This is a genomic window from Aeromicrobium sp. JJY06 (assembly GCF_044069275.1).
Taxonomy (GTDB): Bacteria; Actinomycetota; Actinomycetes; order Propionibacteriales; family Nocardioidaceae; genus Aeromicrobium; species Aeromicrobium tamlense.
The window spans coordinates 1,619,971-1,644,819 of sequence record NZ_JBIMRD010000001.1; the positions used below are offsets into that span (position 1 = coordinate 1,619,971).

Annotated in this window: 28 protein-coding genes and 1 tRNA gene; 16 read left to right on the forward strand and 13 right to left on the reverse strand. The window is 72.5% G+C overall.

Annotation, left to right across the window (positions count from 1 at the left end; translation table 11 throughout):
• The first annotated feature begins 11 nt into the window (after positions 1-11).
• From mshA to ACGWYL_RS07950, 4 genes are read left to right on the forward strand one after another with little or no spacing between them, the layout of a single operon-like run.
• A complete protein-coding gene (mshA, locus tag ACGWYL_RS07935; protein WP_395486887.1) occupies positions 12-1,238 on the forward strand; it encodes a D-inositol-3-phosphate glycosyltransferase in 1,227 nt (408 codons plus the stop codon).
• Positions 1,235-1,720 (forward strand): YbjN domain-containing protein, encoded by a 486-nt coding sequence (locus tag ACGWYL_RS07940; protein WP_395486888.1) that lies wholly within the window; start codon positions 1,235-1,237, stop codon positions 1,718-1,720. Before mshA ends, ACGWYL_RS07940 begins: the two co-directional genes overlap by 4 nt.
• A 32-nt stretch (positions 1,721-1,752) precedes the next feature.
• A complete protein-coding gene (locus ACGWYL_RS07945) occupies positions 1,753-2,325 on the forward strand; it encodes a DsbA family protein (RefSeq protein ID WP_179426571.1) in 573 nt (190 codons plus the stop codon).
• 34 nt (positions 2,326-2,359) lie between these two features.
• Positions 2,360-3,103 carry a phosphoglyceromutase gene (locus ACGWYL_RS07950; RefSeq protein WP_269305191.1) on the forward strand — a complete coding sequence of 248 codons (744 nt, stop codon included), beginning with the start codon at positions 2,360-2,362 and terminating at the stop codon, positions 3,101-3,103.
• Between the two features lie 78 nt (positions 3,104-3,181).
• On the opposite strand, the gene ACGWYL_RS07955 is transcribed toward ACGWYL_RS07950, so the two are convergent.
• Both ACGWYL_RS07955 and ACGWYL_RS07960 read right to left on the reverse strand, forming a co-directional pair.
• Entirely contained in the window at positions 3,182-3,859 is a 678-nt protein-coding gene (locus ACGWYL_RS07955) for a response regulator transcription factor (protein ID WP_179426560.1), read from the reverse strand.
• Positions 3,856-4,989: a sensor histidine kinase gene (locus ACGWYL_RS07960; protein ID WP_395486889.1), complete on the reverse strand. Its 1,134-nt coding sequence runs from the start codon at positions 4,987-4,989 to the stop codon at positions 3,856-3,858. Before ACGWYL_RS07960 ends, ACGWYL_RS07955 begins: the two co-directional genes overlap by 4 nt.
• 133 nt (positions 4,990-5,122) lie before the next feature.
• Here ACGWYL_RS07960 and phoU point away from each other — a divergent pair, with 133 nt between their 5' ends.
• Entirely contained in the window at positions 5,123-5,770 is a 648-nt protein-coding gene (gene phoU / locus ACGWYL_RS07965; protein WP_179426556.1) for a phosphate signaling complex protein PhoU, read from the forward strand.
• 63 nt (positions 5,771-5,833) lie between these two features.
• Here the strand turns inward: phoU and ACGWYL_RS07970 are convergent, their stop codons facing one another.
• Complete coding sequence (locus ACGWYL_RS07970) at positions 5,834-6,406, reverse strand: hypothetical protein (RefSeq protein WP_179426554.1); 573 nt, start codon at positions 6,404-6,406, stop codon at positions 5,834-5,836.
• A 93-nt stretch (positions 6,407-6,499) separates the two neighbouring features.
• Between ACGWYL_RS07970 and ACGWYL_RS07975 the strand changes: the two genes are divergently transcribed.
• Complete coding sequence (locus tag ACGWYL_RS07975) at positions 6,500-6,985, forward strand: CarD family transcriptional regulator (RefSeq protein WP_179426552.1); 486 nt, start codon at positions 6,500-6,502, stop codon at positions 6,983-6,985.
• A gap of 58 nt (positions 6,986-7,043) precedes the next feature.
• Here ACGWYL_RS07975 and ACGWYL_RS07980 read toward each other — a convergent pair whose 3' ends face one another.
• Complete coding sequence (locus tag ACGWYL_RS07980; protein ID WP_395486890.1) at positions 7,044-7,640, reverse strand: TetR/AcrR family transcriptional regulator; 597 nt, start codon at positions 7,638-7,640, stop codon at positions 7,044-7,046.
• A gap of 44 nt (positions 7,641-7,684) precedes the next feature.
• Between ACGWYL_RS07980 and ACGWYL_RS07985 the strand changes: the two genes are divergently transcribed.
• The gene (locus ACGWYL_RS07985) at positions 7,685-8,869 is read left to right on the forward strand and encodes an oxygenase MpaB family protein (RefSeq protein WP_395486891.1); all 1,185 of its coding nucleotides are present in this window, start codon (positions 7,685-7,687) and stop codon (positions 8,867-8,869) included.
• Positions 8,870-8,878: 9 nt separating this feature from the next.
• Here the strand turns inward: ACGWYL_RS07985 and ispF are convergent, their stop codons facing one another.
• Both ispF and ACGWYL_RS07995 read right to left on the reverse strand, forming a co-directional pair.
• Entirely contained in the window at positions 8,879-9,349 is a 471-nt protein-coding gene (gene ispF, locus ACGWYL_RS07990) for a 2-C-methyl-D-erythritol 2,4-cyclodiphosphate synthase (RefSeq protein ID WP_179426548.1), read from the reverse strand.
• Between the two features lie 19 nt (positions 9,350-9,368).
• Positions 9,369-10,517, reverse strand: coding sequence for a peptidase C39 family protein (locus ACGWYL_RS07995; RefSeq protein ID WP_395486892.1), 1,149 nt, complete (start codon positions 10,515-10,517; stop codon positions 9,369-9,371).
• A gap of 103 nt (positions 10,518-10,620) precedes the next feature.
• Between ACGWYL_RS07995 and cysS the strand changes: the two genes are divergently transcribed.
• Complete coding sequence (gene cysS / locus ACGWYL_RS08000) at positions 10,621-12,027, forward strand: cysteine--tRNA ligase (protein WP_395486893.1); 1,407 nt, start codon at positions 10,621-10,623, stop codon at positions 12,025-12,027.
• Positions 12,027-12,971, forward strand: a complete 945-nt coding sequence (gene rlmB / locus ACGWYL_RS08005; RefSeq protein ID WP_269305197.1) for a 23S rRNA (guanosine(2251)-2'-O)-methyltransferase RlmB — start codon at positions 12,027-12,029, stop codon at positions 12,969-12,971. Before cysS ends, rlmB begins: the two co-directional genes overlap by 1 nt.
• Before the next feature lies 1 nt (position 12,972).
• Here rlmB and ACGWYL_RS08010 read toward each other — a convergent pair whose 3' ends face one another.
• Both ACGWYL_RS08010 and ACGWYL_RS08015 read right to left on the reverse strand, forming a co-directional pair.
• Positions 12,973-14,256 (reverse strand): D-arabinono-1,4-lactone oxidase, encoded by a 1,284-nt coding sequence (locus ACGWYL_RS08010; protein WP_395486894.1) that lies wholly within the window; start codon positions 14,254-14,256, stop codon positions 12,973-12,975.
• The gene (locus ACGWYL_RS08015; protein ID WP_317628274.1) at positions 14,253-15,431 is read right to left on the reverse strand and encodes an amino acid deaminase/aldolase; all 1,179 of its coding nucleotides are present in this window, start codon (positions 15,429-15,431) and stop codon (positions 14,253-14,255) included. Before ACGWYL_RS08015 ends, ACGWYL_RS08010 begins: the two co-directional genes overlap by 4 nt.
• Before the next feature lie 24 nt (positions 15,432-15,455).
• Between ACGWYL_RS08015 and ACGWYL_RS08020 the strand changes: the two genes are divergently transcribed.
• On the forward strand, positions 15,456-16,235 hold the full coding sequence (locus ACGWYL_RS08020) for a hypothetical protein (RefSeq protein WP_179426536.1): 780 nt from the start codon (positions 15,456-15,458) through the stop codon (positions 16,233-16,235).
• A 34-nt stretch (positions 16,236-16,269) separates the two neighbouring features.
• Positions 16,270-16,342 (forward strand) — tRNA-Thr (locus tag ACGWYL_RS08025).
• Between the two features lie 8 nt (positions 16,343-16,350).
• Here ACGWYL_RS08025 and ACGWYL_RS08030 read toward each other — a convergent pair.
• Positions 16,351-16,851 (reverse strand): hypothetical protein, encoded by a 501-nt coding sequence (locus ACGWYL_RS08030; RefSeq protein ID WP_395486895.1) that lies wholly within the window; start codon positions 16,849-16,851, stop codon positions 16,351-16,353.
• A gap of 491 nt (positions 16,852-17,342) precedes the next feature.
• Here ACGWYL_RS08030 and ACGWYL_RS08035 point away from each other — a divergent pair, with 491 nt between their 5' ends.
• The 4 genes from ACGWYL_RS08035 to purU are packed head-to-tail and all read left to right on the forward strand — an operon-like array spanning position 17,343 to position 19,861.
• On the forward strand, positions 17,343-17,681 hold the full coding sequence (locus tag ACGWYL_RS08035; RefSeq protein ID WP_179426532.1) for a cupin domain-containing protein: 339 nt from the start codon (positions 17,343-17,345) through the stop codon (positions 17,679-17,681).
• Positions 17,678-18,037, forward strand: a complete 360-nt coding sequence (locus ACGWYL_RS08040) for a DUF488 domain-containing protein (protein ID WP_179426530.1) — start codon at positions 17,678-17,680, stop codon at positions 18,035-18,037. The genes ACGWYL_RS08035 and ACGWYL_RS08040 overlap by 4 nt, the downstream gene beginning before the upstream one ends.
• Positions 18,038-18,045: 8 nt before the next feature.
• Positions 18,046-18,981, forward strand: coding sequence for a sodium:calcium antiporter (locus ACGWYL_RS08045; protein ID WP_269305203.1), 936 nt, complete (start codon positions 18,046-18,048; stop codon positions 18,979-18,981).
• A gap of 13 nt (positions 18,982-18,994) precedes the next feature.
• The gene (gene purU / locus ACGWYL_RS08050) at positions 18,995-19,861 is read left to right on the forward strand and encodes a formyltetrahydrofolate deformylase (RefSeq protein WP_395486896.1); all 867 of its coding nucleotides are present in this window, start codon (positions 18,995-18,997) and stop codon (positions 19,859-19,861) included.
• A 27-nt stretch (positions 19,862-19,888) separates the two neighbouring features.
• Here the strand turns inward: purU and ACGWYL_RS08055 are convergent, their stop codons facing one another.
• Genes ACGWYL_RS08055 through ACGWYL_RS08065 form a run of 3 tightly spaced genes read right to left on the reverse strand, consistent with a single transcriptional unit; the run spans position 19,889 to position 22,887 of the window.
• Positions 19,889-21,064: an AI-2E family transporter gene (locus ACGWYL_RS08055; protein ID WP_179426526.1), complete on the reverse strand. Its 1,176-nt coding sequence runs from the start codon at positions 21,062-21,064 to the stop codon at positions 19,889-19,891.
• A gap of 9 nt (positions 21,065-21,073) precedes the next feature.
• Positions 21,074-21,745, reverse strand: a complete 672-nt coding sequence (locus ACGWYL_RS08060; RefSeq protein ID WP_269305206.1) for a uracil-DNA glycosylase — start codon at positions 21,743-21,745, stop codon at positions 21,074-21,076.
• Positions 21,742-22,887 carry an MFS transporter gene (locus tag ACGWYL_RS08065; RefSeq protein ID WP_269305208.1) on the reverse strand — a complete coding sequence of 382 codons (1,146 nt, stop codon included), beginning with the start codon at positions 22,885-22,887 and terminating at the stop codon, positions 21,742-21,744. The genes ACGWYL_RS08060 and ACGWYL_RS08065 overlap by 4 nt, the downstream gene beginning before the upstream one ends.
• A gap of 54 nt (positions 22,888-22,941) precedes the next feature.
• Between ACGWYL_RS08065 and ACGWYL_RS08070 the strand changes: the two genes are divergently transcribed.
• Positions 22,942-24,192, forward strand: coding sequence for an MFS transporter (locus ACGWYL_RS08070; protein ID WP_179426522.1), 1,251 nt, complete (start codon positions 22,942-22,944; stop codon positions 24,190-24,192).
• A gap of 58 nt (positions 24,193-24,250) precedes the next feature.
• Here the strand turns inward: ACGWYL_RS08070 and ACGWYL_RS08075 are convergent, their stop codons facing one another.
• Positions 24,251-24,847: a GNAT family N-acetyltransferase gene (locus tag ACGWYL_RS08075; RefSeq protein WP_395486897.1), complete on the reverse strand. Its 597-nt coding sequence runs from the start codon at positions 24,845-24,847 to the stop codon at positions 24,251-24,253.
• Positions 24,848-24,849 lie beyond the last annotated feature (2 nt).

Genomic DNA, 24,849 nt, shown 5'->3' on the forward strand with positions numbered 1-24,849 from the left:
GAATGGAGCCCATGGCTGCCCGAGGGATCCGACGTGTCGCGATGCTGTCGGCGCACACCTCCCCGCTCGACCAGCCGGGCACCGGCGACGCGGGCGGCATGAACGTCTACGTCCTCGAGCTCTCGCGGCGCCTCGCCGCGCGCGGCATCGAGGTCGAGGTCTTCACCCGCGCCACCTCGCGCCACCTGCCCCCGGTCGTCGAGGCCGCCGACGGCATCCGCGTGCACCACGTGGCCGCCGGCCCGTTCGAGGGACTGACGAAGGGCGACCTGCCCAGCCAGCTGTGTGCGTTCGTGCGCGACGTGCTGCGCGTCGAGGCCCGGCACGAGCCCGGCTACTTCGACCTCGTCCACTCGCACTACTGGCTGTCGGGTCAGGTCGGCACCGTCCTGCGCGAGCGCTGGGGCGTGCCGCTCGTGCACTCGATGCACACGATGGCGAAGGTCAAGAACGCGGCGCTGGCCACGGGGGACACCCCCGAACCCGTCGGACGCGTCGCCGGCGAGGAGGAGATCGTGCGCCTCGCCGACCGCCTCATCGCCAACACGGCCGAGGAGCGCCGCGAGCTGATCGACCTGTACGAGGCCGACCCGCTCGCCGTCGAGGTCGTGCACCCCGGCGTCGACCTCGACGTCTTCAGTGCGTCCCAGCCCGACGACGAGCCGCCGTTGATCGTCTTCGCCGGTCGCATCCAGCCGCTCAAGGCGCCCGACGTCGTGCTGCACGCGTCGGCGCTGATCGACGAGCCGCACCGGGTCGCCATCATCGGCGGTCCCTCGGGGAGCGGCCTGGAGCGTCCCACCGAGCTCACCGACCTCGCCCACCGCCTCGGCATCGCCGACCGCGTCGACTTCGTCCCGACGGTCAGCCAGGCCGAGCTCGCACAGTGGTACTCGCGGGCCGCCGTCGTGTGCGTCCCGTCGCACAACGAGTCGTTCGGGCTGGTCGCCATCGAGGCCCAGGCCTGCGGCACCCCCGTCGTGGCCGCCGCCGTGGGCGGCCTGACCACGGCCGTGGCCGACGGCGTCACGGGCACCCTCGTCGACGGCCACGACCCGGCCGCGTACTCCGCCGCGATCCGCCCCTACCTGGCGGACCCCGCGTTCCGGGCCGAGGCTGGTGCCAAGGCGGTGCGCCACGCCGAGTCGTTCGGCTGGGACGTCACTGCGGAGCGCACCCTCGACGTCTACGCCGCCGCCCTGCACGACCGCGTGGCGGCGCAGGAGGAGGCACGATGACCGACGTCCGCGACGTGATCGAGGCAGCGCTCGACGAGGCCGGGCTGGAGTACACGCGCCACGGCAACGACGTGTTCGAGGTCGAGCTGCCGGGCGAGCGCAAGCTCAAGACCACGTGCCGGCTCGAGGTCAACCAGCACGCGCTGGGCGTGCACGCCTTCGTCGCGCGTCACCCCGACGAGAACCACGAGGCCGTCTACCGCTGGATGCTCGAGCGCAACCTCAAGCTCTACGGCGTCGCGTTCGCGGTGGACTCCGCGGGCGACATCTACCTCGACGGCCGGCTGCCGCTGGAGGCCGTCACGGCCGACGAGCTCGACCGGCTGCTGGGCTCGGTGCTGTTCTACGCCGACGAGTCGTTCAACACGATCCTCGAGCTGGGCTTCGCGTCGAGCATCCGCAAGGAGTGGCGCTGGCGCGAGTCGCGCGGCGAGTCCACGCGCAACCTCGACGCCTTCCGCCACCTGCGCCCGCAGGACTGAGCCCCCGGGCCCCGTCCCGTAGCGTGGTCGGCGTGAAAGCCATCGTCTTCGCCGACGTCGTCGACGCCTGGTCCTACGTGGGCGCGGTGCGCTTCGAGCGGGCCGCGGCGCTCTACACGATCCTGACCGGCGAGCCGATCGACGTCTCGTACCGCGCGGCGACCTTCGGTGCGGCCAGCACGGCCGACGACGTCGCCGCGGCCGCGCGCATCACCGGCATCGACCTCAACGTGGACGAGGTCGTCCCGGCCGACTCCACCGACGCATGGCGGCTGCTGACGTGGGCCGAGGAGTCGGGCTCGGAGGTCCAGCGCGAGCTGCTGCACCAGCTGTGGCGGGCGCACTTCCTCGAGGGCGCCGACGTGTCGGACGGCTTCGTCCTGGCGAGCCGGGCCGCGCTGGTCGGCCTCGAGCTCGAGACGGCCGAGGCGCTGCTGGCCAGCGACGAGCTGGGTGCCGAGGTCGACGAGCAGCGCGAGACCGCCCGCGCGATCGGCGCCGAGGCGTCGCCGTTCGTGGTCGTCGACGCGCGCTACACGCTCGCGGGCGTGCACTCGCAGGACGACTACCTGCGCGCGTTGCAGTCCATCAGCGCGCAGCCCTGAGCCGGGGTCCCGCGCCCGGCACTAGGCTGTCGGCATGAGCACCTTGGTCCTGCTGCGTCATGGTCACAGCGAGTGGAACGCCCTCAACCTGTTCACCGGATGGGTCGACGTCGACCTCAACGAGCAGGGCGTCCAGGAGGCGCTCCGCGCGCCCCAGCTGCTGAACGACGCGGGCATCGCGCCCGACGTCTCGCACACCTCGCTGCTGCGCCGCGCGATCCGCACCGCCGAGATCACGCTCAACGGCATCGACCGCCACTGGATCCCGGTCAAGCGCAGCTGGCGCCTCAACGAGCGCCACTACGGCGCCCTCCAGGGCAAGGACAAGAAGGCCACGCTCGAGGAGTTCGGCGAGGAGCAGTTCATGACGTGGCGCCGCTCGTACTCCACGCCCCCGCCGGCGCTCGACGACGACTCCGAGTTCAGCCAGGCCGGGGATCCCCGCTACGCCGACCTGCCCAGCGAGCTGCTGCCGCGCACGGAGTGCCTCGCCGACGTGCTCGTGCGGATGCTGCCGTACTGGTACGACCAGATCGTGCCCGACCTGCGCGACGACAAGACGGTGCTCGTCACGGCGCACGGCAACTCGCTGCGCGCGCTCGTGAAGCACCTCGACGGGCTGGGCGAGGACGAGGTCGTCGGCCTCAACATCCCCACCGGCATCCCGCTGGTCTACGAGCTCGACGAGGACCTCAAGCCCACGCAGCGCGGCGGCCAGTACCTCGACCCCGAGGCTGCCGCGGCCGCCATCGCCGCGGTCGCCAACCAGGGCCGCTGAGAACGCTGGCAGTGACGTTCGCGGGGTCGAAGCGCCGCATCCGGCCCCGAAACGTCACGCCCAGCGCTTCCCGCGGACTCAGGCGTACTTGTAGCCCAGACCGCGCACGGTCGTGAGGACCGTGGGGTGCGCGGGGTCGTCCTCGATCTTGGCGCGCAGGCGCTTCACGTGGACGTCGAGCGTCTTGGTGTCGCCCACGTAGTCGGCGCCCCACACGCGGTCGATCAGCTGGCCGCGCGTCAGCACGCGGCCGCTGTTGCGAAGGAAGTACTCGAGGAGCTCGAACTCCTTGAGCGGCAGCCGCACCTCGGCGCCGTCGACCGTGACGAGATGGCGGTCGACGTCCATCCGCACGCCGCCGACCTCGATGACGCTGTCGTCGTCGACCTCCTCGGGCGCACCGCGACGCAGCACCGCGCGGATGCGCGCCACGAGCTCGCGCGGCGAGTACGGCTTGGTGACGTAGTCGTCGGCGCCCAGCTCGAGTCCCACCACCTTGTCGACCTCGGTGTCCTTCGCGCTGACCATGATGATCGGCACCGACGAGGTCTGGCGGATCGTGCGGCACACCTCGGTGCCGGACAGGCCCGGCAGCATGAGGTCGAGCAGCACGATGTCGGCACCGCCGCGCTCGAAGGCGGTCAGCGCGTCCGGGCCGGTCTCGGCGACGGCCACGTCGTACCCCTCCTTGCGCAGGACGTAGGACAGGGCCTCGCTGTAGCTGGCCTCGTCCTCGACGATCAGGACCTTGGTCACTCGCGCTCTCCTTCATCGACGTCCCGCGCCGGCAGCACCAGCGTGAAGGACGATCCGAGGCCCGGCTCACTCCAGACCTCGACGGAGCCGCCGTTGCCGGCGGCGACATGCTTGACGATCGACAGTCCCAGACCGGTGCCGCCGGTGGCGCGGGCGCGCGCCGGGTCGACCCGGTAGAACCGCTCGAAGATCCGGTCCTGCTCCTCCGGCGCGATGCCCACGCCGTGGTCGGACACGGTGATGCGGACGTCCTCGCCGTCGCCGGTCGCGCCCACGGCGACGACCGATCCCTCGGGACTGTAGGTGACGGCGTTCTCGACGAGGTTGCTGACGGCGGCGTGCAGCTGGGCCCGGTCGCCCTGGACGAACAGGTCGGGCTCGACGTCCTGCGAGATCGTGATCGACTTCGCCTCGGCGTCGGTGTGCGAGTGCTCGACCGCCTCGGCGACGAGCTCGCCCACCTTGATCACGGCCGCGTCGTCGCTGCCCAGGTCGGCCTGCAGGCGCGAGAGGTCGATGATCTGCTGCACGAGGCGCGTCAGGCGCTCGCTCTCGGACTGCATGCGCGACGCGAAGCGCACGACGGCCTCGGGATCGTCGCTGGCCTCGCCCACGGCCTCGGCCAGCAGGCTGATCGCGCCGATCGGGGTCTTCAGCTCGTGGCTGACGTTCGCGACGAAGTCGCGGCGGAGGGTCTCGACGCGCTGCTCGGTGGTGCGGTCCTCGACCAGCGCGAGCATGAGCCCGTGGGAGAGGGGTGCGACGCGGGCGCGCACGTAGACCGGGGGACGGCGGCGGATGCGGATCTCGAACTCGTCCTCGCGCACCTCGCCGTCGCGGCGGACCAGGCGGACGAGGTCGAGCAGCTCCTCGCTGCGCAGGCGGTCGTCGTCGGTCACCAGGCCGAGGCCGATCGCGGCGGCGGAGGCCCGCAGCACGCGCTCCTCCTGGTCGAGCACGAGCGCCGACGAGCGCAGCACCGACAGCACGGTGGCGATGTCCGGCGGCACGGCCGGGACGGGGGCGGGAGGGGCGGCCTCCTGGGACCGCTCGGAGAACCACCACACATAGGTGATGAGCGCGCCGAGCACGATGCCGGCGGCGCCGGCCAGGATCTCTGAGACCTCCACGAGACCGATCGTAGGCCGACCGTCCGCCCGGACCGCCATCGCGGCAGGCCCTGCGAGCACGCTTTCCGCTGGCGTTCACCGCCCGTTCACCGCAGGTCGCCGATCATTCACGCAGCACGCCTACGGTCGACCCATGCGCGACCAGTACTACGAGCAGCTCGACCTCATCGTCGACGAGCTCGTCATCATCACCGACCGGGTGCGAGCCGCCGTGGCCGACGCCACTCGGGCCCTGCTCGACACCGACATCGCCACCGCCGAGACCGTCATCGCCGGCGAGCGGGGGATCGACGAGGCCATCGACGAGGTCGAGGAGCGGGCACTCGTCCTGCTCGCGACCCAGCAGCCCGTCGCCACCGACCTGCGCCAGCTGGTCTCGACCCTCCGGATGGTCGCCGACCTGCAGCGCATGAGCGCGCTGGCCGTCCACGTCTCCAAGATCGCGCGCCGCCGCGCGCCGGAGATGGCGGTGCCGCTCCCGGTGCAGCCGCTCATCCGCGACATGGCCAGCGTGGCCCACTCGATGATCGGGTCGGCGGCGCGGATCGTGTCGGAGCGCGACCTCGACGCCGCGGCCGAGCTGGAGGTCGAGGACGACGAGATGGACCGTCTCCGCCAGGAGCTGTTCCGCGTCCTGCTCGACGGCACGTGGGAGTACGGCGTCGACACCGCGATCGACCTCGCGCTGCTGGGGCGCTATTACGAGCGCGTCGGCGACCACGCCGTCAGCATGGCCCGCCGCGTCGTCTACCTCGTCACGGGCGAGCTGCCCGTCGCCTGACGACCGCACGCGAAAGGGCCCCGGCGATCCGCCGGGGCCCTTTCGTCGTGTGTCGGGGGAGTCTCAGCTGCCGCCGGGGGAGGTGTCGCCCTGCTCGGTGTCGGACTGGCCCTCGTCGCCCTCGGCGGGAGCGGACTCCTGAGCCTGGGGCGCCTCGGCCTCGGCCGGGGAGGTGGGACGCTTCGCGACGTCGGAGTACATCTCGGTGCGGGTGACGACCGGGACCTCGATGCTCACGTCGCCGCCGGGCGTCGCGGCGAAGCTGATGGTGACGTAGTCGCCGGCCGCGACGTCGCTGCGGACCACGATCTCGCCCGCCGCGCCGAGCGTGAGGAGCGCGTTCGGCTCCAGCGAGATGGGGCGCGCGAGCTTCTTCGCGGCGCCGTCGACGGTGACCGACTCGATGGTCTGCGCCTCGTCGGACAGCAGGCCGCCGGAGAAGGTGGCCGTGCCGTCGCCGTTGTCGACGAACAGGCCGTTGTAGACCCCGATCGGGCCGGTGCGCAGGTTCGCGCCGACTCCGGCCTGGTACTGCTGGTTCGTCTGGGCGCCGAAGCTCGTACCGCAGGCGGAGAGCGCGAACGGGGCGGAGACGGCCAGGGCGATGGCGGCGATGGTGCGACGACGTGTGCTCACGCTGGCATGGTATCGGGGCCCACCGTGGACGAAGGCAGGCAGGGTACTCCACCGCGCATGTTATTCTGGTCACCTAGGAAAGGTGCTTTCTCCATGGCTTTCTCTGTCGGCGAAACCGTTGTGTACCCCAACCACGGTGCTGCGGTGATCGAAGACATCGAGGTCCGGAACATCAAGGGTGAGGACCGCACGTACCTCGTCCTCCGGATCATCGCTCAGAACGATTTGGTCGTACGTGTGCCGGCCGACAACGTCGACCTGGTGGGGGTGCGAGACGTGGTCGACGAGGCCGGTCTCGAGCGGGTCTTCAGCGTGCTCCGTGCGGAGCACGTCGAGGAGCCCACCAACTGGTCCCGGCGTTACAAGGCGAACCTGGAGAAGCTGCACTCCGGAGACGTCCTGAAGGTGGCCGAGGTCGTGCGCGACCTCTGGCGCCGCGACCACGAGCGTGGCCTCTCGGCCGGTGAGAAGCGGATGCTGGCGAAGGCTCGCCAGATCCTCGTCTCCGAGCTCGCGCTCGCCGAGAACACGAACGAGGACAAGGCCGAGATCCGTCTCGACGAGGTCCTCGCCTCCTGATCACCAGCAGCACCACGAACGCCCGGCTCCGGCCGGGCGTTCGTGCGTTGCGGGCGCCTCACCACCAGGCCAGGCCGAGGGCCACGAGGTCGTCCACGAGCTCGTCGCGGGTCAGCGGCGGGTCCTCGTCCAGCACGAAGCGCACGGCCAGCGACTCCACGGCCAGCACGATCAGCCACGAGGAGCGCGCGGGGTCGCGCCGACGTGCCACCGGGGACTGCCGGCCGCCGAGGTAGGCGCGCAGCACGTCGCGCACGCGCCGCTCGAGCCCGAGCCGATCGTCGAGGTGCCGCGCGGCGGGGAGCTCCTCCCAGACCACCCGCAGCAGCGTGGGGTCGCGCTCGAGCGCCGACAGCAGCGCCTCGGCCGTGGCGCGGGCCATCGCCTCGGGGTCCTCGTGGACGTGGTCCACGAGCGAGGCCACGACGTCCTCGGCCAGCCGGTCGACGTAGCGGGCCGTGACCTCCTCGACGATCGACGCCTTGTCCGGGAAGTACTGGTAGAGCGAGCCGGGGCTGACCTCGGCACGGTCGGCGACGCGGTTGGTGGTGAGCCGGTCGTAGCCGTCCGCCACGAGCACGTCGCGAGCCGCTGCGACGATCCGGTCCACCATCTCGCGCGAGCGCTGCTGCCGCGGCAGCTTCCTCAGGGCCATGACGCGAATTGTATGCGAGCAAATGCTCGTGTCACGGTGTTCCCATGACGACGGTCCAGGTCCCGCCCACGCGGTTTCGCGCCGGGGGACAGCGCAATGTGCGGTTGGGGCGGGTGCTGAGGACGCTCGCCGGGGTCCGCGAGGTCGACGAGGACCTCATGGAGCGGATCGGGCGGGGGTTCACCGAGCGCGACGAGCTGGGGGCGCGCCTGGCCGCGGCGATGCGGCTGCCGGCCGGCGACCCCGAGAAGGTCTCGATGGCGCAGTTCCGCGCGGCACTCGAGCACGGGGTGGACGACGCGACGCCTCCCTCGCTCGCCGCATTCGTGGGGACGCTGGAGCAGGACCCGCCGTGGCTCGACCGCGACCTCGTCGACGAGGGCGCGCGGGTGTTCCGCCGGTTCGGCCGCAACGCCGCCGACGTGCTCCTGCAGCTCTCGCTGATCGGCGGCTACCGGTTCGGTGGGCCGCCGGACCTGCTCGTGGCGACGGGCGCGCTGGCCGGGTCGTCCACCCGCCGGCGGCTGGCCGAGACGCAGTCGTGGGCGGTGGCGGTGACCACGCCCGGCGGACTGGCGGTGCGCGGCGAGGGCTGGCGCACGACGGCACACGTCCGCGCGATGCACGCGCTGGTGAACCACACGTTCGCGTCGCGCTGGGACACCGCGCGGTGGGGACTGCCGATCAACCAGGCCGACCAGGCCGGCACGCTCGGCCTGTTCGACGGCACGGTGCTGATCGGCGTGAAGGCGCTCGGTGTCCCGGTGAGCCGGCGCGACTCCGACGCCGTGATGCACCTGTGGAAGTACGTGGGCTGGCTCATGGGCGTCGACGAGCAGTGGCTCGTCGACAGCGAGCGCGAGCGTCAGCGGATCAACTACCACGTGGTGCTGGCGCAGGACACCATCACCGAGGCGGGGCCGCGGCTCTCGCAGGACATCATCTCGGTGCTCGGGGAGCTGCCGCACGGCCGCTGGAAGACCGAGCGCACGCTGAGCATGCTCAGCCTGTTCCTCGGCCGCGAGAGCATGCGCGAGCTCGGGCTGCCCTGGCGGCCGCCGTGGGCGCACGCGATGCTCTGGGTCGCGAACAGCGCTCGGCACCGCGTGCTGGGGCACCTTCCCGGCGGCCGCGCGCGGCTCGAGGACGGCGGCGCGAGGGTCGCCCAGCGGATCCTCGCGGAGTACTACGCGTCCGACGACCGCGCCGTCGCCGACCTCCCGACCTGAGTGTGCCTACTAGAGGACGAGGGCGACGGCGATGGCGGCGATGCCCTCGCCGCGGCCGGTGAGGCCGAGGCCGTCGGTGGTGGTGCCCGAGAGCGAGACCGGGGCTCCGATGGCCTCCGAGAGGACCTGCGTGGCCTCGTCGCGGCGGCCGGAGAGGCGCGGCTCGTTGCCGATCAGCTGCACGCTCACGTTGCCGACGGACAGCCCGGCCTCGCGGACGAGGTCGGCCGTGGCGCGCAGGAACTCGGTGCCCGACGCTCCGGCGTAGCGCGGGTCGGCCGTGCCGAAGCGGCTGCCGATGTCGCCCAGCCCTGCGGCGGTCAGCACGGCGTCGACCATCGCGTGCGCGACGCAGTCGCCGTCGGAGTGGCCCTCCAGCCCGCGCGGAGCGTCGGGCCAGTGCAGACCGGCCACCCAGAGGGGACGGCCGTCGACGAGCTGGTGGACGTCGGTTCCGATGCCGACCCGGGGAGCGCTCACGCCTGAACCCTAGTCGGGCTCAGAACGTGAGGCGCTTGTTCCGCGGCGCGATGACGTAGACGACGCCGCCGCTGCCCTTCAGCCACGCGCGCTCGAACTGCGCCCGGTCGTAGGTGCGGCGGACCTGCGAGTTCGTGCGGCCCGCGGGGTCGTTCACCAGGACGTCGCCGCCCTTCGTGAAGCCGCGCACGACCATGAGGTGGCCCGGCGTGGCGCTGATCGGCGAGCCGCTCAGCTGGCCGCGGCCGAACGCCACGGACGTCACGACCGGCACGCCCTTCTTGACGTAGGCCTCGATCTCGCGCAGGTTCACCAGGCGGTGGACCACGGCGTCGGTGCTGTACATCGACGCGTAGGCCGTGTTGAACGGCCAGGTGCCCGTGCCCTTGTAGGACGAGTCGTAGGAGTAGCGCGCGGCGTGGTCGACCCAGCGGTCGGCGCCGGACGCCCACGCGTAGTCGGCGGCCTTCGGGCCGAGGCCGTAGTAGCGCAGCACCATCGAGGTCGAGGTGGGCGAGCACCAGGCCTCGCCGCCGCCGCCGTACTGCGGGTAGTGGCCGGAGTGGATCATCTGCGACGACGCCGGGACCTTGAGGTCCACCGTGCTCGTCATGGTGGTCTTCGACGTGCCCGCGGTCTTGCTCACGTACGTCGACGAGACGCCGGCGACGGTGCGCACGATCGGAGTCTTGGTCTTGACAGTCTTGCGGCCGGCCGACACCTGCACCTGCCACTTCGTGAACGTCTTGCCGGTGACCGCGCGGACGACGTCGGTGTCGACGCGGGCCAGGCGATCGGCCTGCGCGCCGTACGTGCGGCGCTGGCCGCCCGCGAGGGCGTGGCGCCACTGGGCGACGGTCTTCCAGGACGACACGGTGGAGCCGCTGGACACGCGCACCTTGACCTTGATCCAGGTGCCGCTGGGCATGCGGGTGACGTTCCACGAGGGGATCAGCGCGGTGCTGGCCTGCGGGGTCGAGACCCACGGCGAGCGCCAGGACTTGGCCTTCGCGCCGGCGGGGATCGTCAGCTTCGGCGTGAACTGGGTCAGCTTCGGGCGCGGGTAGGAGGCGGCCTCGGCGGGCGCGGTGGCCAGGCCGGGCGCGATCAGGACGGACGTCAGCAGGGCCGTGAGCGCTGCCGCGACGGGGAAGAGTCGGCGGATCACCGGATCAGGCTAAGTGAAAACTGTGGCGGTTGGTAGCGAAGTGACGGCGCTGGTGCGGTTCGTCGCGGTCCGTGGGCCTGTCCGCGGCCGATACGCTGGGGGCGTGACGATGCGCCTCTACGACTCCGCCAGCCGCGAGCTGCGACCGCTCGACCCCGTCGTGCCCGGCCAGGTCGGCATCTACCACTGCGGGCTGACCGTGCAGGGTCCGCCGCACATCGGCCACATCCGCAAGGAGCTGGTCTTCGACGTGCTGCGCCGCTGGCTCGAGCACGCGGGCCTCCAGGTCACGATCATCGCCAACGTCACCGACATCGAGGACAAGATCCTCGCCAAGGGCCGTCAGCAGGGCAAGCCGTGGTTCGAGGTCGCCTACGAGAACGAGCGCGCGCTGCACGCCGCCTACGAGGTGCTGGGCTGCCGCCCGCCCACGTACGAGCCGCGCGCCACGGGCCACGTGCCCGAGATGATCGAGATGATCACCGAGCTCATCGACCGCGGCCACGCCTACCCGGCCACCGACGGATCGGGCGACGTGTACTTCGACGTCCGCTCCTGGCCCGACTACGGCCAGCTGTCCAACCAGCGCCTCGACGACATGCAGGCCGCGCCCGACGCCCCGCCCGAGGGCAAGCGCGACCCGCGCGACTTCGCGCTGTGGAAGGGCCGCAAGGCCGACGAGCCCGAGTCCGCCTCGTGGCCCACACCGTGGGGTCGCGGCCGACCCGGCTGGCACCTCGAGTGCTCGGCGATGGCCGCGAAGTACCTCGGTCACGAGTTCGACATCCACGGCGGCGGCCTCGACCTGCGCTTCCCGCACCACGAGAACGAGCTGGCCCAGTCGCGCGCGGCCGGCCAGCGGTTCGCGCGGGTGTGGATGCACAACGCGATGCTCAACCTGGGCAACTCCAAGATGAGCAAGAGCGTCGGCAACACGCTCACGGTCGGGGAGGTCGTCAAGCGCGTCCCGGCGATCGCGGTGCGGTACTACCTCGTCGCCGCGCACTACCGCTCGATCATCGAGTTCAGCGAGCAGTCGCTCGCCGAGGCGGCCACGGCGTTCGAGCGCATCGAGGGCTTCTGCGTGCGCGCCGCCGAGCTGGTCGGTGAGGGCGAGCCCGGCACGGTGCCGCAGGCGTTCGCCGACGCGATGAACGACGACCTCTCGGTCCCGGCGGCGCTCGCGGTGCTGCAGGCCGAGATCGGCGAGGGCAACCGCCAGCTCGCCGACGGCGACACCGCGGCGCTCGCCGCGACGCTGGCCTCGGTCCGCGCGATGCTCGACGTGCTGGGTCTGGACCCGCTCACGTGGGGCACGCAGGACGGCTCGGGCGTCGCCACCGACGCGCTCGGCCAGCTGGTCGACGCGCTCGTCGCGGCGCGCGCGGAGGCCAAGGCCGCGAAGGACTGGGGTCGCGCCGACGAGCTGCGCGACCAATTGACTGCTGCGGGGATCGAGCTCGAGGACACGCCCTCGGGGACCCGCTGGAACCTGAAGGGTGGCCGCTGATGGCCGGCAACAGCAAGCGCAAGGGCGCGATCAAGAAGACCGGCAAGGGCAACCCCACCGCCGGCTCGGGCGGACGACGCCGACAGGGTCTGGAGGGCAAGGGCCCCACGCCCCGCGCCGAGGACCGTCCGAACCACAAGAAGTACAAGATGGCCCAGGCGGCCGACCGGCGTCAGTCGGGCCGGCCGAAGCGACGGGGCGACGACGGTCCCGAGCTGGTGGTGGGCCGCAACTCCGTCGTGGAGCTGCTGCGCGCCAGCGTGCCGGTCGTGTCGCTCCAGGTCGCCGAGGGCATCGACCGCGACGACCGGGTCCGCGAGATCTTCCAGCTCGCGGCCGACCTGCACGTGCCGCTGCTCGAGGTGGCCCGCAACGAGCTCGACCGCATCACGTCGGGTGCCGTCCACCAGGGCATCGCGGCCAAGCTCGAGGCGTACGACTACGCCGACCCCGACGACCTGCTCGACCTCGCGGCCGAGCGCGGTGAGCCGCCGCTCATCGTCATGCTCGACAGCATCACCGACCCGCGGAATCTCGGCGCGATCGTGCGCTCGGCGGCCGGGTTCGGCGTGCACGGCGTCGTCATCCCCGAGCGTCGCGCGGCCCAGATGACCGCTGCCGCGTGGAAGACCTCGGCCGGGGCCGCGGCCCGCGTCCCGGTGGCACGCGCCACGAACCTCACCCGCCAGATCAAGGCCTACCAGGAGGCGGGCCTCATGGTCATCGGCCTGGCCGCCGACGGCGACGTCGCGCTGCCCGAGATGGACCTCGGCGACGGACCGCTCGTGGTCGTGATCGGCAGCGAGGGCAAGGGCCTGTCGCGACTGGTCGGCGAGACGTGCGACCAGCTCGTGTCCATCCCGATGTCCTCGACGCTGGAGTCGCTCAACGCCGGCGTCGCGGCGGGCATCTCGCTCTACGCGATCAGCCAGGCGCGCGCCTGAGTCAGCTGCCCAGCACCTGGCGCAGGTAGGCGTTGCCGAACCGGCGCTCGGGGTCGAGCCGGTCGCGCACGGCGACGAAGTCGTCGAACCGCGGGTAGACCGCGCGGAAGTGGTCGGGCCCGAGGGTGTGCATCTTGCCCCAGTGGGGCCGGCCCTCGTGCGCGACGAAGATGTCCTGCATCGCCGCGAAGTACTCCGCCGGGTCGGTGCGGTGGTACTGGTGCACCGCGATGTAGACGTTGTCGCGCTCGTACCCGGTGGACATCCAGATGTCGTCGGCCGCCGTGAAGCGCACCTCGACGGGGAACGAGACGTACTGGTCGGTGCGTGCGTACCAGCGCTGCATCTCGGCGATCGCGTCGGCGGCGGCGGCCCGCGGCAGCGCGAACTCCGACTCGCGGAAGCGGACGCGACGCGGCGAGATGAAGACCTCGTGCGACACGTCGGTGTACTCGCGGGCGCCGAGCAGCGAGCCCGAGAGGGCGTTGATGCGCGGGATCAGCGAGGGCTTGCGCGTCGAGAGCCGCTGGACCTGCTCGTAGACGGTGTTCGACAGGAGCTCGTCGTCGAGCGCGTGGCGCCAGCGGGGCAGCGGCGCGCGCGTCGTGCCGTCGGGCACGCGGTTGTTGCGCTTCGTGAGGGCCTTGTCGGTGTGCGGGAAGAAGTAGAACTCGAAGTGGTCGTTGCCGTCGACGAGCTCGTCGAGCCCGGAGATCACGTCCGAGAGCGCCATCGGCTCCTCGCGTGCGTGCAGCAGGAACGAGGGGACGCACTGGAGGGTGACCTCGGTGACGATGCCGAGCGCGCCCAGGCCCACGCGGGCGGCGTCGAAGAGCTCGTGGTCGGGGCCGATCTCGAGCACCTCGCCGTCGGCGGTGACGAGCTGGAGCCCGGCGACCGCCTTGGCGATGCCGAAGAGCCGCGCGCCGGTGCCGTGGGTGCCGGTGGAGGTGGCGCCGGCGACCGACTGCGGATCGACGTCGCCGAGGTTCGGCAGCGCCAGTCCGAGCGACGTGAGGCGGCGGTTGAGGTCGTGCAGCGAGATGCCCGCCTGCACGCGCACGAGGCCCGTGCGGGTGTCGGCGCTCAGCACACGGTCCATGCGGTCGAGCCGCAGCTGCACGCCCTCGGGCTGCGCGATGGGCGTGAACGAGTGGCCCGCGCCGACCGCCTTGACCCGCAGGTGGGCGCGGACGAGCGCCACCACCTCGTCGGTGGAGCCGGGGTGCTCGATCGCGTCGGGCGAGGCCGTGACGTTGCCGGCCCAGTTGCTCCACGAGGTCATCCGAAGTTCTTCCCTTCGCCGCGGTAGGTGGGGGTCAGCGAGGCCTGGCCGGCGGCGTCGACGATCGCGACCCGGTCGAACCGCTCGCACATCTCGCCGGCCTTGGCGTGACGGAACAGCACGCGGTCGCCGATCGCCAAGGTGCGGGCGACCTTGCCGCGCAGCGGCGACTGCACCTCGCCGGCGCCCTCGTTGGGGTAGTACTCGAGGCCCTCGGGCCACACGGGCGTGGGCACGCGCGACGTCGAGGCCGGCCCCGAGGCGATGTAGCCGCCGCCGAAGCACGTGGCCGCGTCGCGGCTGGGCTTGCGCACGACCGAGAGGGCGAAGAACGCCGCGGGTCGCGGGGTGAAGGACCGGTAGTCGTCGAACAGGGTGGGCACGAAGAGCCCCGAGCCGGCCGCGAGCTCGGTGACCGACGCGTCGTCGCGCCAGACGTCGAGGCTGCCGGTGCCGCCCGCGTTGACGATCTGCAGGTCGGTCATCGCACCGACCGCCTTGACGATCTTGCGGCGGCGGCGCCGGAGCTCGGCCGTGGAGCGCCGCTTCACCATCGCGATGGCCGGGCCGCCGTCGGGCAGGCCCGCGATCTGTGCGTCGTAGAACATCAGGCCGACGAGGTCGAACCCACGGCGGGCGGTGATCGTCGCAGCGATCCGCTTCGCGTCGCGGGCGGTGTGCACGGGGGAGCGGTGGGCGCCCAGGTGCGCGCCCAGCATCCGCAGCGACGAGTCGACGTCGAGGCACACCCGGATCGGCGGGTGGTCGGGTCCCAGGAACGAGTCGATGAGGTCGAGCGCCTCGATCGAGTCGACCATCACGGTGATGGACGCGAGCCGCCGCTCGTCGGCGACCAGGTCGGCGTAGGCCTCGCGGTCGACGCTGGGGTACGCCAGCAGGATGTCGTCGACGCCCTGGTCGGCCAGCCAGACGGACTCGGCCAGCGAGTAGGTCATCACCCCGCGGAAGCCGTCGAGCGTGAGCGCGTTCTTGATGATCGAGCGCACCCGGATCGACTTGGTGGCCAGCCGGATCGGCTTGCCGCCCGCGCGACGGACGAGGTCGGACGCGTTGGCCCACAGCGCCTCCTCGTCGATCACCGCGTACGGGGTGTCGAGCAGGCTCGTGGCGCGCAGCAGGCGGGGGTACGGGGGAGTCGGGTTCGCAGGAGCCACGGGGCCAGTATGCATACTGGACGGGTGCGTCGACCGGTCCTGCTGCTCGTGTTGGTGACCTTCGTGCTGGCGGGATGCACCGGAGGCTCGGACGAGCCCGAGGAGACCGCGGCGACGCCGGATCCGCAGCCCGCGCCCACGCAGCAGATCACGCTCGACGACCTCGGGATCGCCGGCTGGCCCGCGCCCGACGGCGCGATCCCCGAGCCGCCCGCCCGGCCCGACGGCGTGTCCGCCGCGGAGTACGAGGAGATGACCGACGCGGTCGCGACGTGGGGTCTGCAGGCCGCCACCGACCCCGGGGCGGTCGGCGAGGACCTGCCGAAGTCCCTCGTCGCCGCGATCGACGACGCCGCGGACGCGCAGACCGAGCCCGCACTGGCGCGGGCCACCGTCCTCGACCCCGATCTCGAGCTGCGGGACACGCGCATGACCGCGGTCTGGGAGACCTCGCAGGACGCCGGGTCGGTCGACCTCTCGCTGCAGACCCGCACCGCCTACGAGGTGGAGAACGACGAGGGGCTCGTCCGCGTCATCGGCGTGCTGCGCACCCAGGGGGTCATCGCCAGCGACGGCGCCGACGAGTGGGGCACCCTCACCGGCTGGCAGGAGTTCGGCGCCGCCGACTGCGCGATCGTGCTCGACGGGTTCCTCACGCCGGGTGGCGACTCCGACGACCAGGTCACCGACCTCACGCAGTTCGCCGAGATCGGCAACGGCGACGAGGCGGTCACGCCGGCCCTGCCGGAGGAGGACCAGGTCGACGAGGACTTCGCGCGAGCGTGCCGGGCCGGCCGCGTCTGAGCGTCGTTAGGATGAGGCGGTCGGCCACGGCCGCGCCCCTGTAGCTCAGTCGGTAGAGCGCCTCTCTTGTAAAGAGGATGTCGCGGGTTCGAATCCTGTCGGGGGCTCTGAGCCGTCAGGACCGCCACGGGTCCTCGCGCCGCCCCAGCGTCGGGAAGTGCAGCGAGACGCCGTCGCGGCCCGCCAGGTACCGCAGCTCGCGCATCGTCACGTCGAGGTCGTCGCCCGCGTACGGCAGCGCGCGCAGCGGCCGGTCCAGCGGGCGGAAGAAGTCGTCCCAGTGCGTGAGCACGACGCGACGCGCGCCCACGGCGAGGACGGTGTGGGTCCAGTACCCCTCGACGTACTCCGGGCCCAGCAGCCCGAGTTGGCCGATGCCCAGGAAGACGACCTCGGCGCGCAGCCCGTCGAGGGCGCCCGGTACGAAGCCGGCACTGCCCTGGACGAGCGTGGCGCCCACCGCGTCGTGCTCGACGAGCAGTGACCAGGCCTCCCCGCAGCGGTAGGCGCCGGCGCGCGCGGGCACCGCGAGCGGCTGGTCGATCGTGCCGGGGTAGCGGTCGGGCGGGCAGTGCTCCGACGGCACGGCGGTGACGCGCCAGGGGCCCAGCTCCATCGGGACGCCGGCGTCGCGGGCCGCAGGCGGTCGTCGGGCAGCCCGGCGCCACGACCGACGTTCAGCGTCGAGGTGCCGCCGACGAGGGCGGCGCCGGTCCGCCGGGCGACCTCGGGCGCGTCCATGACGTGGTCGAAGTGGCTGTGCACGGGCAGCACCGCCTCGAGGTGCGAGGCCTCGGGCCCGGCGAGGCCCACCCGCCGCAGCCCGTCGGCGATCCGGGAGAGGTCGGGCGCGATCATGCCCAGCCCCACGCGCAGCAGGGACGGGCGCGAGAAGAACCCGTCCGTGAGCAGGGCCGATCGGCCGTCGTCGAACGCGAGCGTCGAGACCCCGCCGAAGGTCATGGAGGGTGCGCCCGCGGCCGCCTCCGGGAGGTCGAACAGGGCGGCGTGGGTCGAGAGGTCGGGGCGGCCGGGCTTGATGCGCATGGCTCAGGACTCTCTCACGCGGCGGCGCGCGGGGCACCCCGCTCGGGCTACGGTCGGGTCATGGACTCCACCGACCTCCCGTCCCTCGTCCGCGACCAGCTCGCCGCGGCGGGCCAGGCCTCGAGCGGCCGCAGCGCCGTCGCGCTGCACCGGGGGCGCCACCACCACCTGCGCCAGACGGTCATCGCGCTCGCGGCCGACCGCCGACTCGACGAGCACGAGGCGCCGCCCGAGGCGACGCTGCAGGTGCTGTCGGGACGCGTCCGCCTGACGGCGGGGGAGGAGTCCTGGGAGGGCGCCGCGGGCGAGCTGCTGGTGATCCCCGACCACCGCCACGACCTGCTGGCGCTCGAGGACGCCGCCGTCCTGCTGACCACCTTCGTTCCCGCGGGCTCATGATCCGCGTCCGCCGCGTGCAGGAGGACCCGTCGCCCGACGACGGGCTGCGCGTGCTGGTCGACCGGCTGTGGCCGCGCGGCATGACGAAGGAGCGCGCGGCGGTCGACGTCTGGCTCAAGGAGGTCGCGCCCAGCACCGAGCTGCGCCAGCTCTTCCACCACGAGCACATCGCCTTCTCGGCGTTCGCCGACGAGTACGCGAACGAGCTCGACGCCAACCCGGCCCTCGACGAGCTGCGCGGCCTGGTCGCCGAGCACGACGTCGTGACCCTCCTGTACGCCGCGCGCGACGAGCAGCACAACCACGCGCTGCTGCTGAAGGACCGCCTCCAGCGGTCCAGCGGCGAGCGCGACTAGGCCGCCGCGTGGCCGTCCTGCTGGTCGCGGCCGGCCTGGCGACCCTCGTGATCGGGGCGGAGCTGCTGGTGCGCGGCGGTGCCGCCGTCGCGACCCGGCTCGGCGTCCCGCCGATGGTCATCGGGCTCACGGTCGTCTCGATCGGCACGAGCCTGCCCGAGCTGGCGATCGGGATCGACGCGGCGCTGCGCGACGCGGGCCCGCTCGCCGTGGGCAACATCGCGGGCACCAACATCGTCAACCTGCTGCTGATCCTGGGGCTGAGCGCGGCGCTCGTGCCCCTGGCCGTCGAGTCGCGCACGATCGTCTTCGAGCTGCCGGTCGTCGCGGCCGTGTCCATCCTCGTGGTGGTGCTGGCGCTCGACGGACGGCTCTCGCGCGCCGACGGCACGCTGCTGGTCGTCATCGCCGCGGTCTACACGCTGGCTGTCGTGGTGCTCGCCGTGCGCGACCCCGCGCGGCCGCCGGCCGAGCCCGAGGCGTCCGGCGGAGGCCTGGTCCGGCACCTCGTCGTGCTGGTCGCCGGACTCGGGGTCGTCGTGCTGGGCGCCGACTGGCTCGTGCACGGCGCGGTCGACCTGGCGGCCTCCCTCGGGGTGAGCGAGGTCGTCATCGGCCTCACCGTCGTGGCGATCGGCTCCTCGGCGCCCGAGCTGGTGACGACCGTCGTGTCCACGCTGCGCGGCAACCGCGACATCGCGGTCGGCAACCTCATCGGCTCGAGCGTCTACAACCTCGCGCTGATCCTGGGCGTGACGTCGCTCGTCGCGCCACTGGAGGTCACGAGCGACCTGATCCGGGTCGACCTGCCGCTCATGGCGTTCGTCGCGGTGATGCTGCTGCCGGTGCTGGCCACCGGGCGCCGGATGTCGCGTGCCGAGGGCGTCGCGGCCGTGCTCGCCTACGTCCTGTACCTGGGCGTCGTCCTCGCGGTGCGCACCTGAGACGATGCACCTCATGGAGACCCCCCAGCCGCACAGCGACTTCATCCTCACCTTCGCCTGCCCCGACCGGGTGGGCATCGTCGCGGCCATCGCCTCCACGCTGGCGCAGGACGACTGGACGATCACCGAGAGCCAGCAGTACGCCGACCCCGACACGCGCCGCTTCTTCATGCGCGTGCGGTTCGCCGCCGACCGCCAGGTGGCGCTCGACGACATGCGCGCCGCGCTGGCGCCCGTGCTCGAGCCCTTCGAGATGGACTGGGACCTGCACGACGCCACCGCGCCGCTGCGTGTCGTCGTGATGGTCTCCAAGCAGGGCCACGTCCTCAACAACCTGCTCTTCCACACGCGCCAGGGCCAGCTGCCGATCGAGATCGTCGCCGTCGTGTCGAACCACCCCGACTGGCGCGAGACGGTGGAGTGGCACGGCATCGAGTTCCACCAGATCCGTGTCACGCCCGAGACCAAGCGCGAGACCGAGCAGCTCGTGCTCGACCTCATGGACGAGAAGGGCGCCGAGGCGCTCCTCCTGGCGCGCTACATGCAGATCCTCACCGACCAGATGTGCCGCGACGTGCACGGCCGCGCCATCAACATCCATCACTCGCTGCTGCCGAGCTTCAAGGGCGCGCGCCCGTACGAGCAGGCGCACCGCCACGGCGTGAAGGTGATCGGCGCGACCGCGCACTACGTGACGGCCGACCTCGACGAGGGTCCGATCATCGAGCAGGACTTCCGACGGGTCGACCACCGCTCGTCGGCCTCCGAGCTGGCCGCGATGGGCCAGGATCTCGAGGCCCGCGCGCTCGTGCACGCCGTGCGGGCGCACGCCGAGCACCGGGTGCTGCTCAACGGGATGAAGACGGTCGTCTTCGACTGAGCCGGACGGCCGAGGCCGGCGCCTCGGTCAGCTCTCGCGCTCGCGCTCCTGCGCGGCGTCGGCCTCGTCGGCCTGGACGTCGGCCACCGTGGGCGCGGTCATCGCCGCCACCGGATCCCCACCGGCGGTGAGCGAGGAGTCGATCCGGTCGTTCGCGTAGCGCAGCACCTCGGCGATGGTGGCCGTGACGGGCACTGCGAGGAACGCGCCGGTGATGCCGAACAGCGAACCGCCCGCGGTGACGGCCATCAGCACGACGGCCGGATGCAGGTTCATGCTCTTGCCCTGCAGGATCGGCGAGAGGACGTTGCCCTCGAGCTGCTGCACCACGATGATCACGACGAGGATGATGAGCGCGTCCTGCGGCGAGTTCGTCACGAGGGTCACCAGCACGGCGATGGCGCCGCTGGCGAACGCACCGACGATCGGGATGAAGCCACCGATGAAGGTGATGACCGCGAGCGGCACCCACAGCGGCTGACCGACCACCGCGAGCGCGATGCCGATCAGCACCGCGTCGATGAACGACACGAGCGCCTGCGTGCGGATGAAGCCGCCGAGGGTGTTCCACGCGCGGTTCAGCATCTCGCGCAGGTGACCGCCGACGCGGTGGCCGCCGAGGCGCTCGACCCACGGCAGGAAGCGGTGGCCGTCCTTGATGAACAGGAAGGTCAGGATCAGCACGAGGACGGTGTTGAGGACGACGTTGGTGGCGACGCCGATCGTGGAGAGCACGCCGCTGCTGATGTCGCCGGCGCTGTCGCGCAGCCAGTCCTCCACCGAGTTCAGGGCGTTCGTGATCTGGCCGGCCTCGATCGGCAGCGGCCCGTTGACGAGCCAGTCCTGCACCTCGCTGACGCCCTTCGCGGCGCGGTCGGCGATCTCGGGGGCCTCGTCGACCAGCTGCGGGATGAGGATGGAGAACAGGAAGCCCAGCGCGGCCAGGAAGGCCAGCATCACGACGCCCGCTGCGGCGGCCGCGGGGACGCCGAGCTCGCGCAGGCGCTTGGTGGGCGGGCCGAGGACGGTGGCGAACAGGATCGCCAGCGACACGGGGAACCAGATCATCCAGGTGCGGCCGACGCCCCAGCCCAGCACGTAGAGGGCGGCGGCGATCACGATGATGCGCAGGCCCCAGCGCTGGATGACCACGAAGCCCTGGTCGATGAGGACGGCGCGGTCGCGGATGCGTGTCTGGCTCACGCGGCAACCCTAGCGGGGCAGTTCCCACTCCACCGGCTGCGCGTCCTGCGCTCGCAGGGCGTCGTTCGCGCGGCTGAACGGGCGCGAGCCGAAGAATCCTCGCGAGGCGGACAGCGGGCTCGGGTGCGCCGACTCGATCCGCGGCACGTCGCCGAGGCGCGGGGCGAGCGACTGGGCGTCGCGACCCCACAGGATCGCGACCAGCGGGCCGCCGCGCTCGACGAGCGCCGCGATGGCGCGGTCGGTGACCGCCTCCCAGCCGCGTCCGCGATGGCTCGCGGCCTCGCCGGGCCGCACGGTCAGGCAGCGGTTGAGCAGCATGACGCCGCGGTCGGCCCAGGCCGAGAGGTCTCCGTGCGACGCGGGCGCGATGCCGAGGTCGGCCTCCAGCTCGCGGTAGATGTTGGCCAGGCTGCGGGGCACCGGGCGCACGTCGGGCCGGACCGAGAACGAGAGCCCCATCGGGTGGCCGGGCGTGGGGTAGGGGTCCTGCCCCGTGATGAGCACGCGCACCTGCGCCAGCGGGGTGCGGAAGGCGCGGAAGATGGCGTCGGGCTCGGGCAGGTAGGTGTGGCCCGCGGCGACCTCGGCGCGCAGGAAGTCGCCCATCGCGGCGATCTGGGGCGCCACCGGCTCCATCGCCTCGGCCCAGTCGGGCGCCATGAGGTCGCGCAGGCTCACGGGTGCCTCCTGAGGGCCGAGGGTGCCAGCGCGCTCGCCACGAGGCACAGCGCCAGCGGCACCAGGAACGCGGTCGTGAGCGGCACCCAGTGCGTCAGCAGGCCGATCACGGACGGGCCGCTGAGCAGCGCGACGTAGCCCATGCCCGTGACGCGCGCGATGATCGCGGCCCCGTGCCGCGGGTCCACGTTGCCGGCGGCGCTGAAGAACTGGGGCACGCAGCCGGCCAGGCCGATGCCGACCACGGCCCAGCCGGCGATCGCGACGGCGGGGGTCGGCGCGACGATCGCGAGGGCGAGCCCGGCCGCGCCCACGAGGGAGGCCCACCGCACGAATCTGCCCGGGCCGGTGACCGCGACGACGCGGTCGACCAGCAGTCGCGTGACGAACATGGCGAGACTGAACGCGCCGTACGCGACGGCCGCGAGCGCCTCGGTCGTGCCGAGCTCGTCGCGCAGGTGGACGGTGCTCCAGTCGTAGGCGACCCCCTCGGCCAGCATCAGGGCGAAGGCGAGCGCGCCGAGCAGCACGATCTGCGCGGTCCACGGCGGACGGCCGGGACGGTCGTCGGCGTCGCGGACGTCGTGGTCGAGCAGGTGGGGCCGGATGACAACCAGCAGGACGAGGCCGATCACCGCGAACAGGACGAAGTTCAGCGGGATGGGCCAGCCGAGGGCGAGCATCCCCGCACCGAGCGCCGACGCCGCGAACCCGCCGGCCGAGAACCAGGCGTGCACCGAGGACATGATCGGCCGGCCGTACGCGCGCTCCACCGTGACGGCCTGGGCGTTCTGCGCGACGTCGACGATGCCGTTGGCGAAGCCGAGCACGCCGAGGGCGGCCGCGAGGGTCCACAGGTCGGTGGCCAGTCCGGGCAGCGTCACGGTGAGCACCATCGCGAGCAGCGCGGCGGTGACCGCCTTGGCGCTGCCGGTGCGGTCGACGAAGAAGCCGGCGGCCTGCATGCCGATCCACGCGCACGCGCCCATCCACAGCAGCAGCGTGCCGAGCGTGGCGGCCGTGATGTCGGTGCGGTCCATGACCACGGGGATGTGCACGATCCATGCGCCGAGCAGGAATCCGTTGCTGAACAGCAGTCCGGATGTCGCCACCCGGGCGCGCCCGATCGTCGCCTCCACCATTGCACCGAGTCTAGGAGGCCCACCCGTGGCCCCGACGGGTAGCATGGGCGGGTTGTGTCCTCCGCCATCGCCGACTACCGCCGCCTCTGGGGCGCAGCTGGATTCTCGTTCGTCGCGGTGGCCTTCCTGGGGCGCATCCCGCTGGCCATGAGCCAGATGGGCGTCCTGATGCTCGTGGCCCAGGCCACCGGCAAGTACGGCATCGCCGGCGCCACCGCCGGAGCGCTCGCGGTCGCCAGCGCGATCGGCTCGCCCTTCTTCGGTGCCGCGGCCGACCGCATCGGGCAGCGCCCCGTCGTGCTCACCCAGTCGATCCTCGGCGCGATCGGTCTCGTGACGGTCGTCTACGCGGCCGACCACGGCGTGTCCTCGGGGACCCTGATCGTCATCGCCGCCGCCACCGGCCTGGTCATGCCGCAGGTCGGACCGCTGGCCCGCGTGCGCTGGCGCCCCGTCCTCGCGCTGCGCGTCAGCGAGGGCCGCATCCGCTCCGACGAGGTCGACCGCTTCGTCGACCTGGCCTTCTCCTACGAGGGCGCGGGCGACGAGGCGTCGTTCGTGCTCGGCCCGGCGCTCGTCGGCATCCTCGGCGTGCTGATCGGCGCCGACGGCGCGCTGCTCGCCGCGGCCGCGCTGCTGCTGGTCTTCGGCTCGTGGTTCGCGGTCCACCGCACCGCCGCGCTCGTGCCGCGCGGCAGCGAGCACGCGCCCACCCACGGCGTCAGGATGTGGACCTCGGCGTTCATCGTCCTGGCCGTGGCCGTGTTCCTCATGGGCACCTTCTTCGGCAGCATCCAGGCCGGCTCCACCGTGCTGGCCACGCAGCAGGGCCACCCCGACGTGGCGGGCCTCATCCACGCGGTGCTCGGCATCGGCAGCATGGTCGCGGCGCTGTCGCTGGCGGCCGTCCCGGCCAGCGTCCTCTACGCCACGCGCATGCTGTGGGCGTCGGGCGCGATGGTCGTCCTGGCGTTGCCGCTGCTGCTCGTCCAGACGATCCCGCAGGTCGTCGCGGTGATCGCGGTCCTGGGCTTCGCGGTCGCGCCCTACCTGATCAGCGCCTTCGCGCTGGCCGGCCTCATCGTGCCGCCCGCCCGGATCGGCACGGCCATGACGTTCATGGCCGGCGGCACGGGCCTGGGCTACGCGACGGGCGCGTCGCTCGCGGGTCGCGCGGCCGACGGCGCGTTCGGCCCCTCGGGCCCCACCCCCGCGTTCGCGGTCACGATCTCGGCCATGGCGATCGCCTTCGTGCTCTCGCTGGCCACGCAGCGCATCCTGCGGAACGCCAAGATCGTCTCCTGACGCGGCTCCGCCGGGACGAACGACGAGGCATCGCGCCCCGCTCCGGTACCCGAATGCCTCATCCTGCGTCGGCCGCGAGGCGCGCCGTCAGCCGATCGCGCGCGGCGGGCCACTCGTCGTCGAGCATCGAGTAGGTCACGGTGTCGCGCCAGCTGCCGTCGTCGCGCAGCTTGTGCTTGCGCAGCACGCCCTCGCGCTGGGCGCCGAGCCGCGCGATCGCGGCCTGTGACCGGTCGTTGCGGATGTCGGTGTGCCACACGACGCGCACGCAGCCGAGCTCGTCGAACGCCCGCGTGAGCAGCAGCAGCTTGGCCTCGGTGTTGAGCCCGGTCCGCCAGAAGCGCCGGCCGATCCAGGTGTGCCCGATCGCCACGGTGCGGAGCTCGGCGTCGACGTCGTAATAGGAGGTCGTCCCCGCCACCTCGCCCGTGCGGGCGTCGATCTGCGCCCACGGCACCAGCGCCGGGTCGGCCACGGCACGCGCGATGTGGGCGGCCGCGACCTCGGGGGACATGACGTCCCAGCGGCGCAGGTGCTCGAAGACGGCGGGGTCGTCGCCGGCGGCGGCGAGGCCCTCGGCGTGCTCGGGTCCGAGGGGCTCGAGGCGCACGAGGCGCCCGGCGATCGGCACCGGCGTGGTCCAGGGATCGGTCACGG

Excerpts from the sequence above, each read along its gene's own strand:
- mshA (WP_395486887.1), top strand. The coding sequence starts at position 12 with ATGGCTGCCCGAGGGATCCGACGTGTCGCGATGCTGTCGGCGCACACC.
- ACGWYL_RS07940 (WP_395486888.1), top strand. The coding sequence starts at position 1,235 with ATGACCGACGTCCGCGACGTGATCGAGGCAGCGCTCGACGAGGCCGGG.
- ACGWYL_RS07950 (WP_269305191.1), top strand. The coding sequence starts at position 2,360 with ATGAGCACCTTGGTCCTGCTGCGTCATGGTCACAGCGAGTGGAACGCC.
- phoU (WP_179426556.1), top strand. The coding sequence starts at position 5,123 with ATGCGCGACCAGTACTACGAGCAGCTCGACCTCATCGTCGACGAGCTC.
- ACGWYL_RS07975 (WP_179426552.1), top strand. The coding sequence starts at position 6,500 with ATGGCTTTCTCTGTCGGCGAAACCGTTGTGTACCCCAACCACGGTGCT.
- ACGWYL_RS07980 (WP_395486890.1), bottom strand. The coding sequence starts at position 7,640 with ATGGCCCTGAGGAAGCTGCCGCGGCAGCAGCGCTCGCGCGAGATGGTG.
- ACGWYL_RS07985 (WP_395486891.1), top strand. The coding sequence starts at position 7,685 with ATGACGACGGTCCAGGTCCCGCCCACGCGGTTTCGCGCCGGGGGACAG.
- rlmB (WP_269305197.1), top strand. The coding sequence starts at position 12,027 with ATGGCCGGCAACAGCAAGCGCAAGGGCGCGATCAAGAAGACCGGCAAG.
- ACGWYL_RS08010 (WP_395486894.1), bottom strand. The coding sequence starts at position 14,256 with ATGACCTCGTGGAGCAACTGGGCCGGCAACGTCACGGCCTCGCCCGAC.
- ACGWYL_RS08030 (WP_395486895.1), bottom strand. The coding sequence starts at position 16,851 with ATGGAGCTGGGCCCCTGGCGCGTCACCGCCGTGCCGTCGGAGCACTGC.
- ACGWYL_RS08035 (WP_179426532.1), top strand. The coding sequence starts at position 17,343 with ATGGACTCCACCGACCTCCCGTCCCTCGTCCGCGACCAGCTCGCCGCG.
- ACGWYL_RS08040 (WP_179426530.1), top strand. The coding sequence starts at position 17,678 with ATGATCCGCGTCCGCCGCGTGCAGGAGGACCCGTCGCCCGACGACGGG.
- purU (WP_395486896.1), top strand. The coding sequence starts at position 18,995 with ATGGAGACCCCCCAGCCGCACAGCGACTTCATCCTCACCTTCGCCTGC.
- ACGWYL_RS08065 (WP_269305208.1), bottom strand. The coding sequence starts at position 22,887 with ATGGTGGAGGCGACGATCGGGCGCGCCCGGGTGGCGACATCCGGACTG.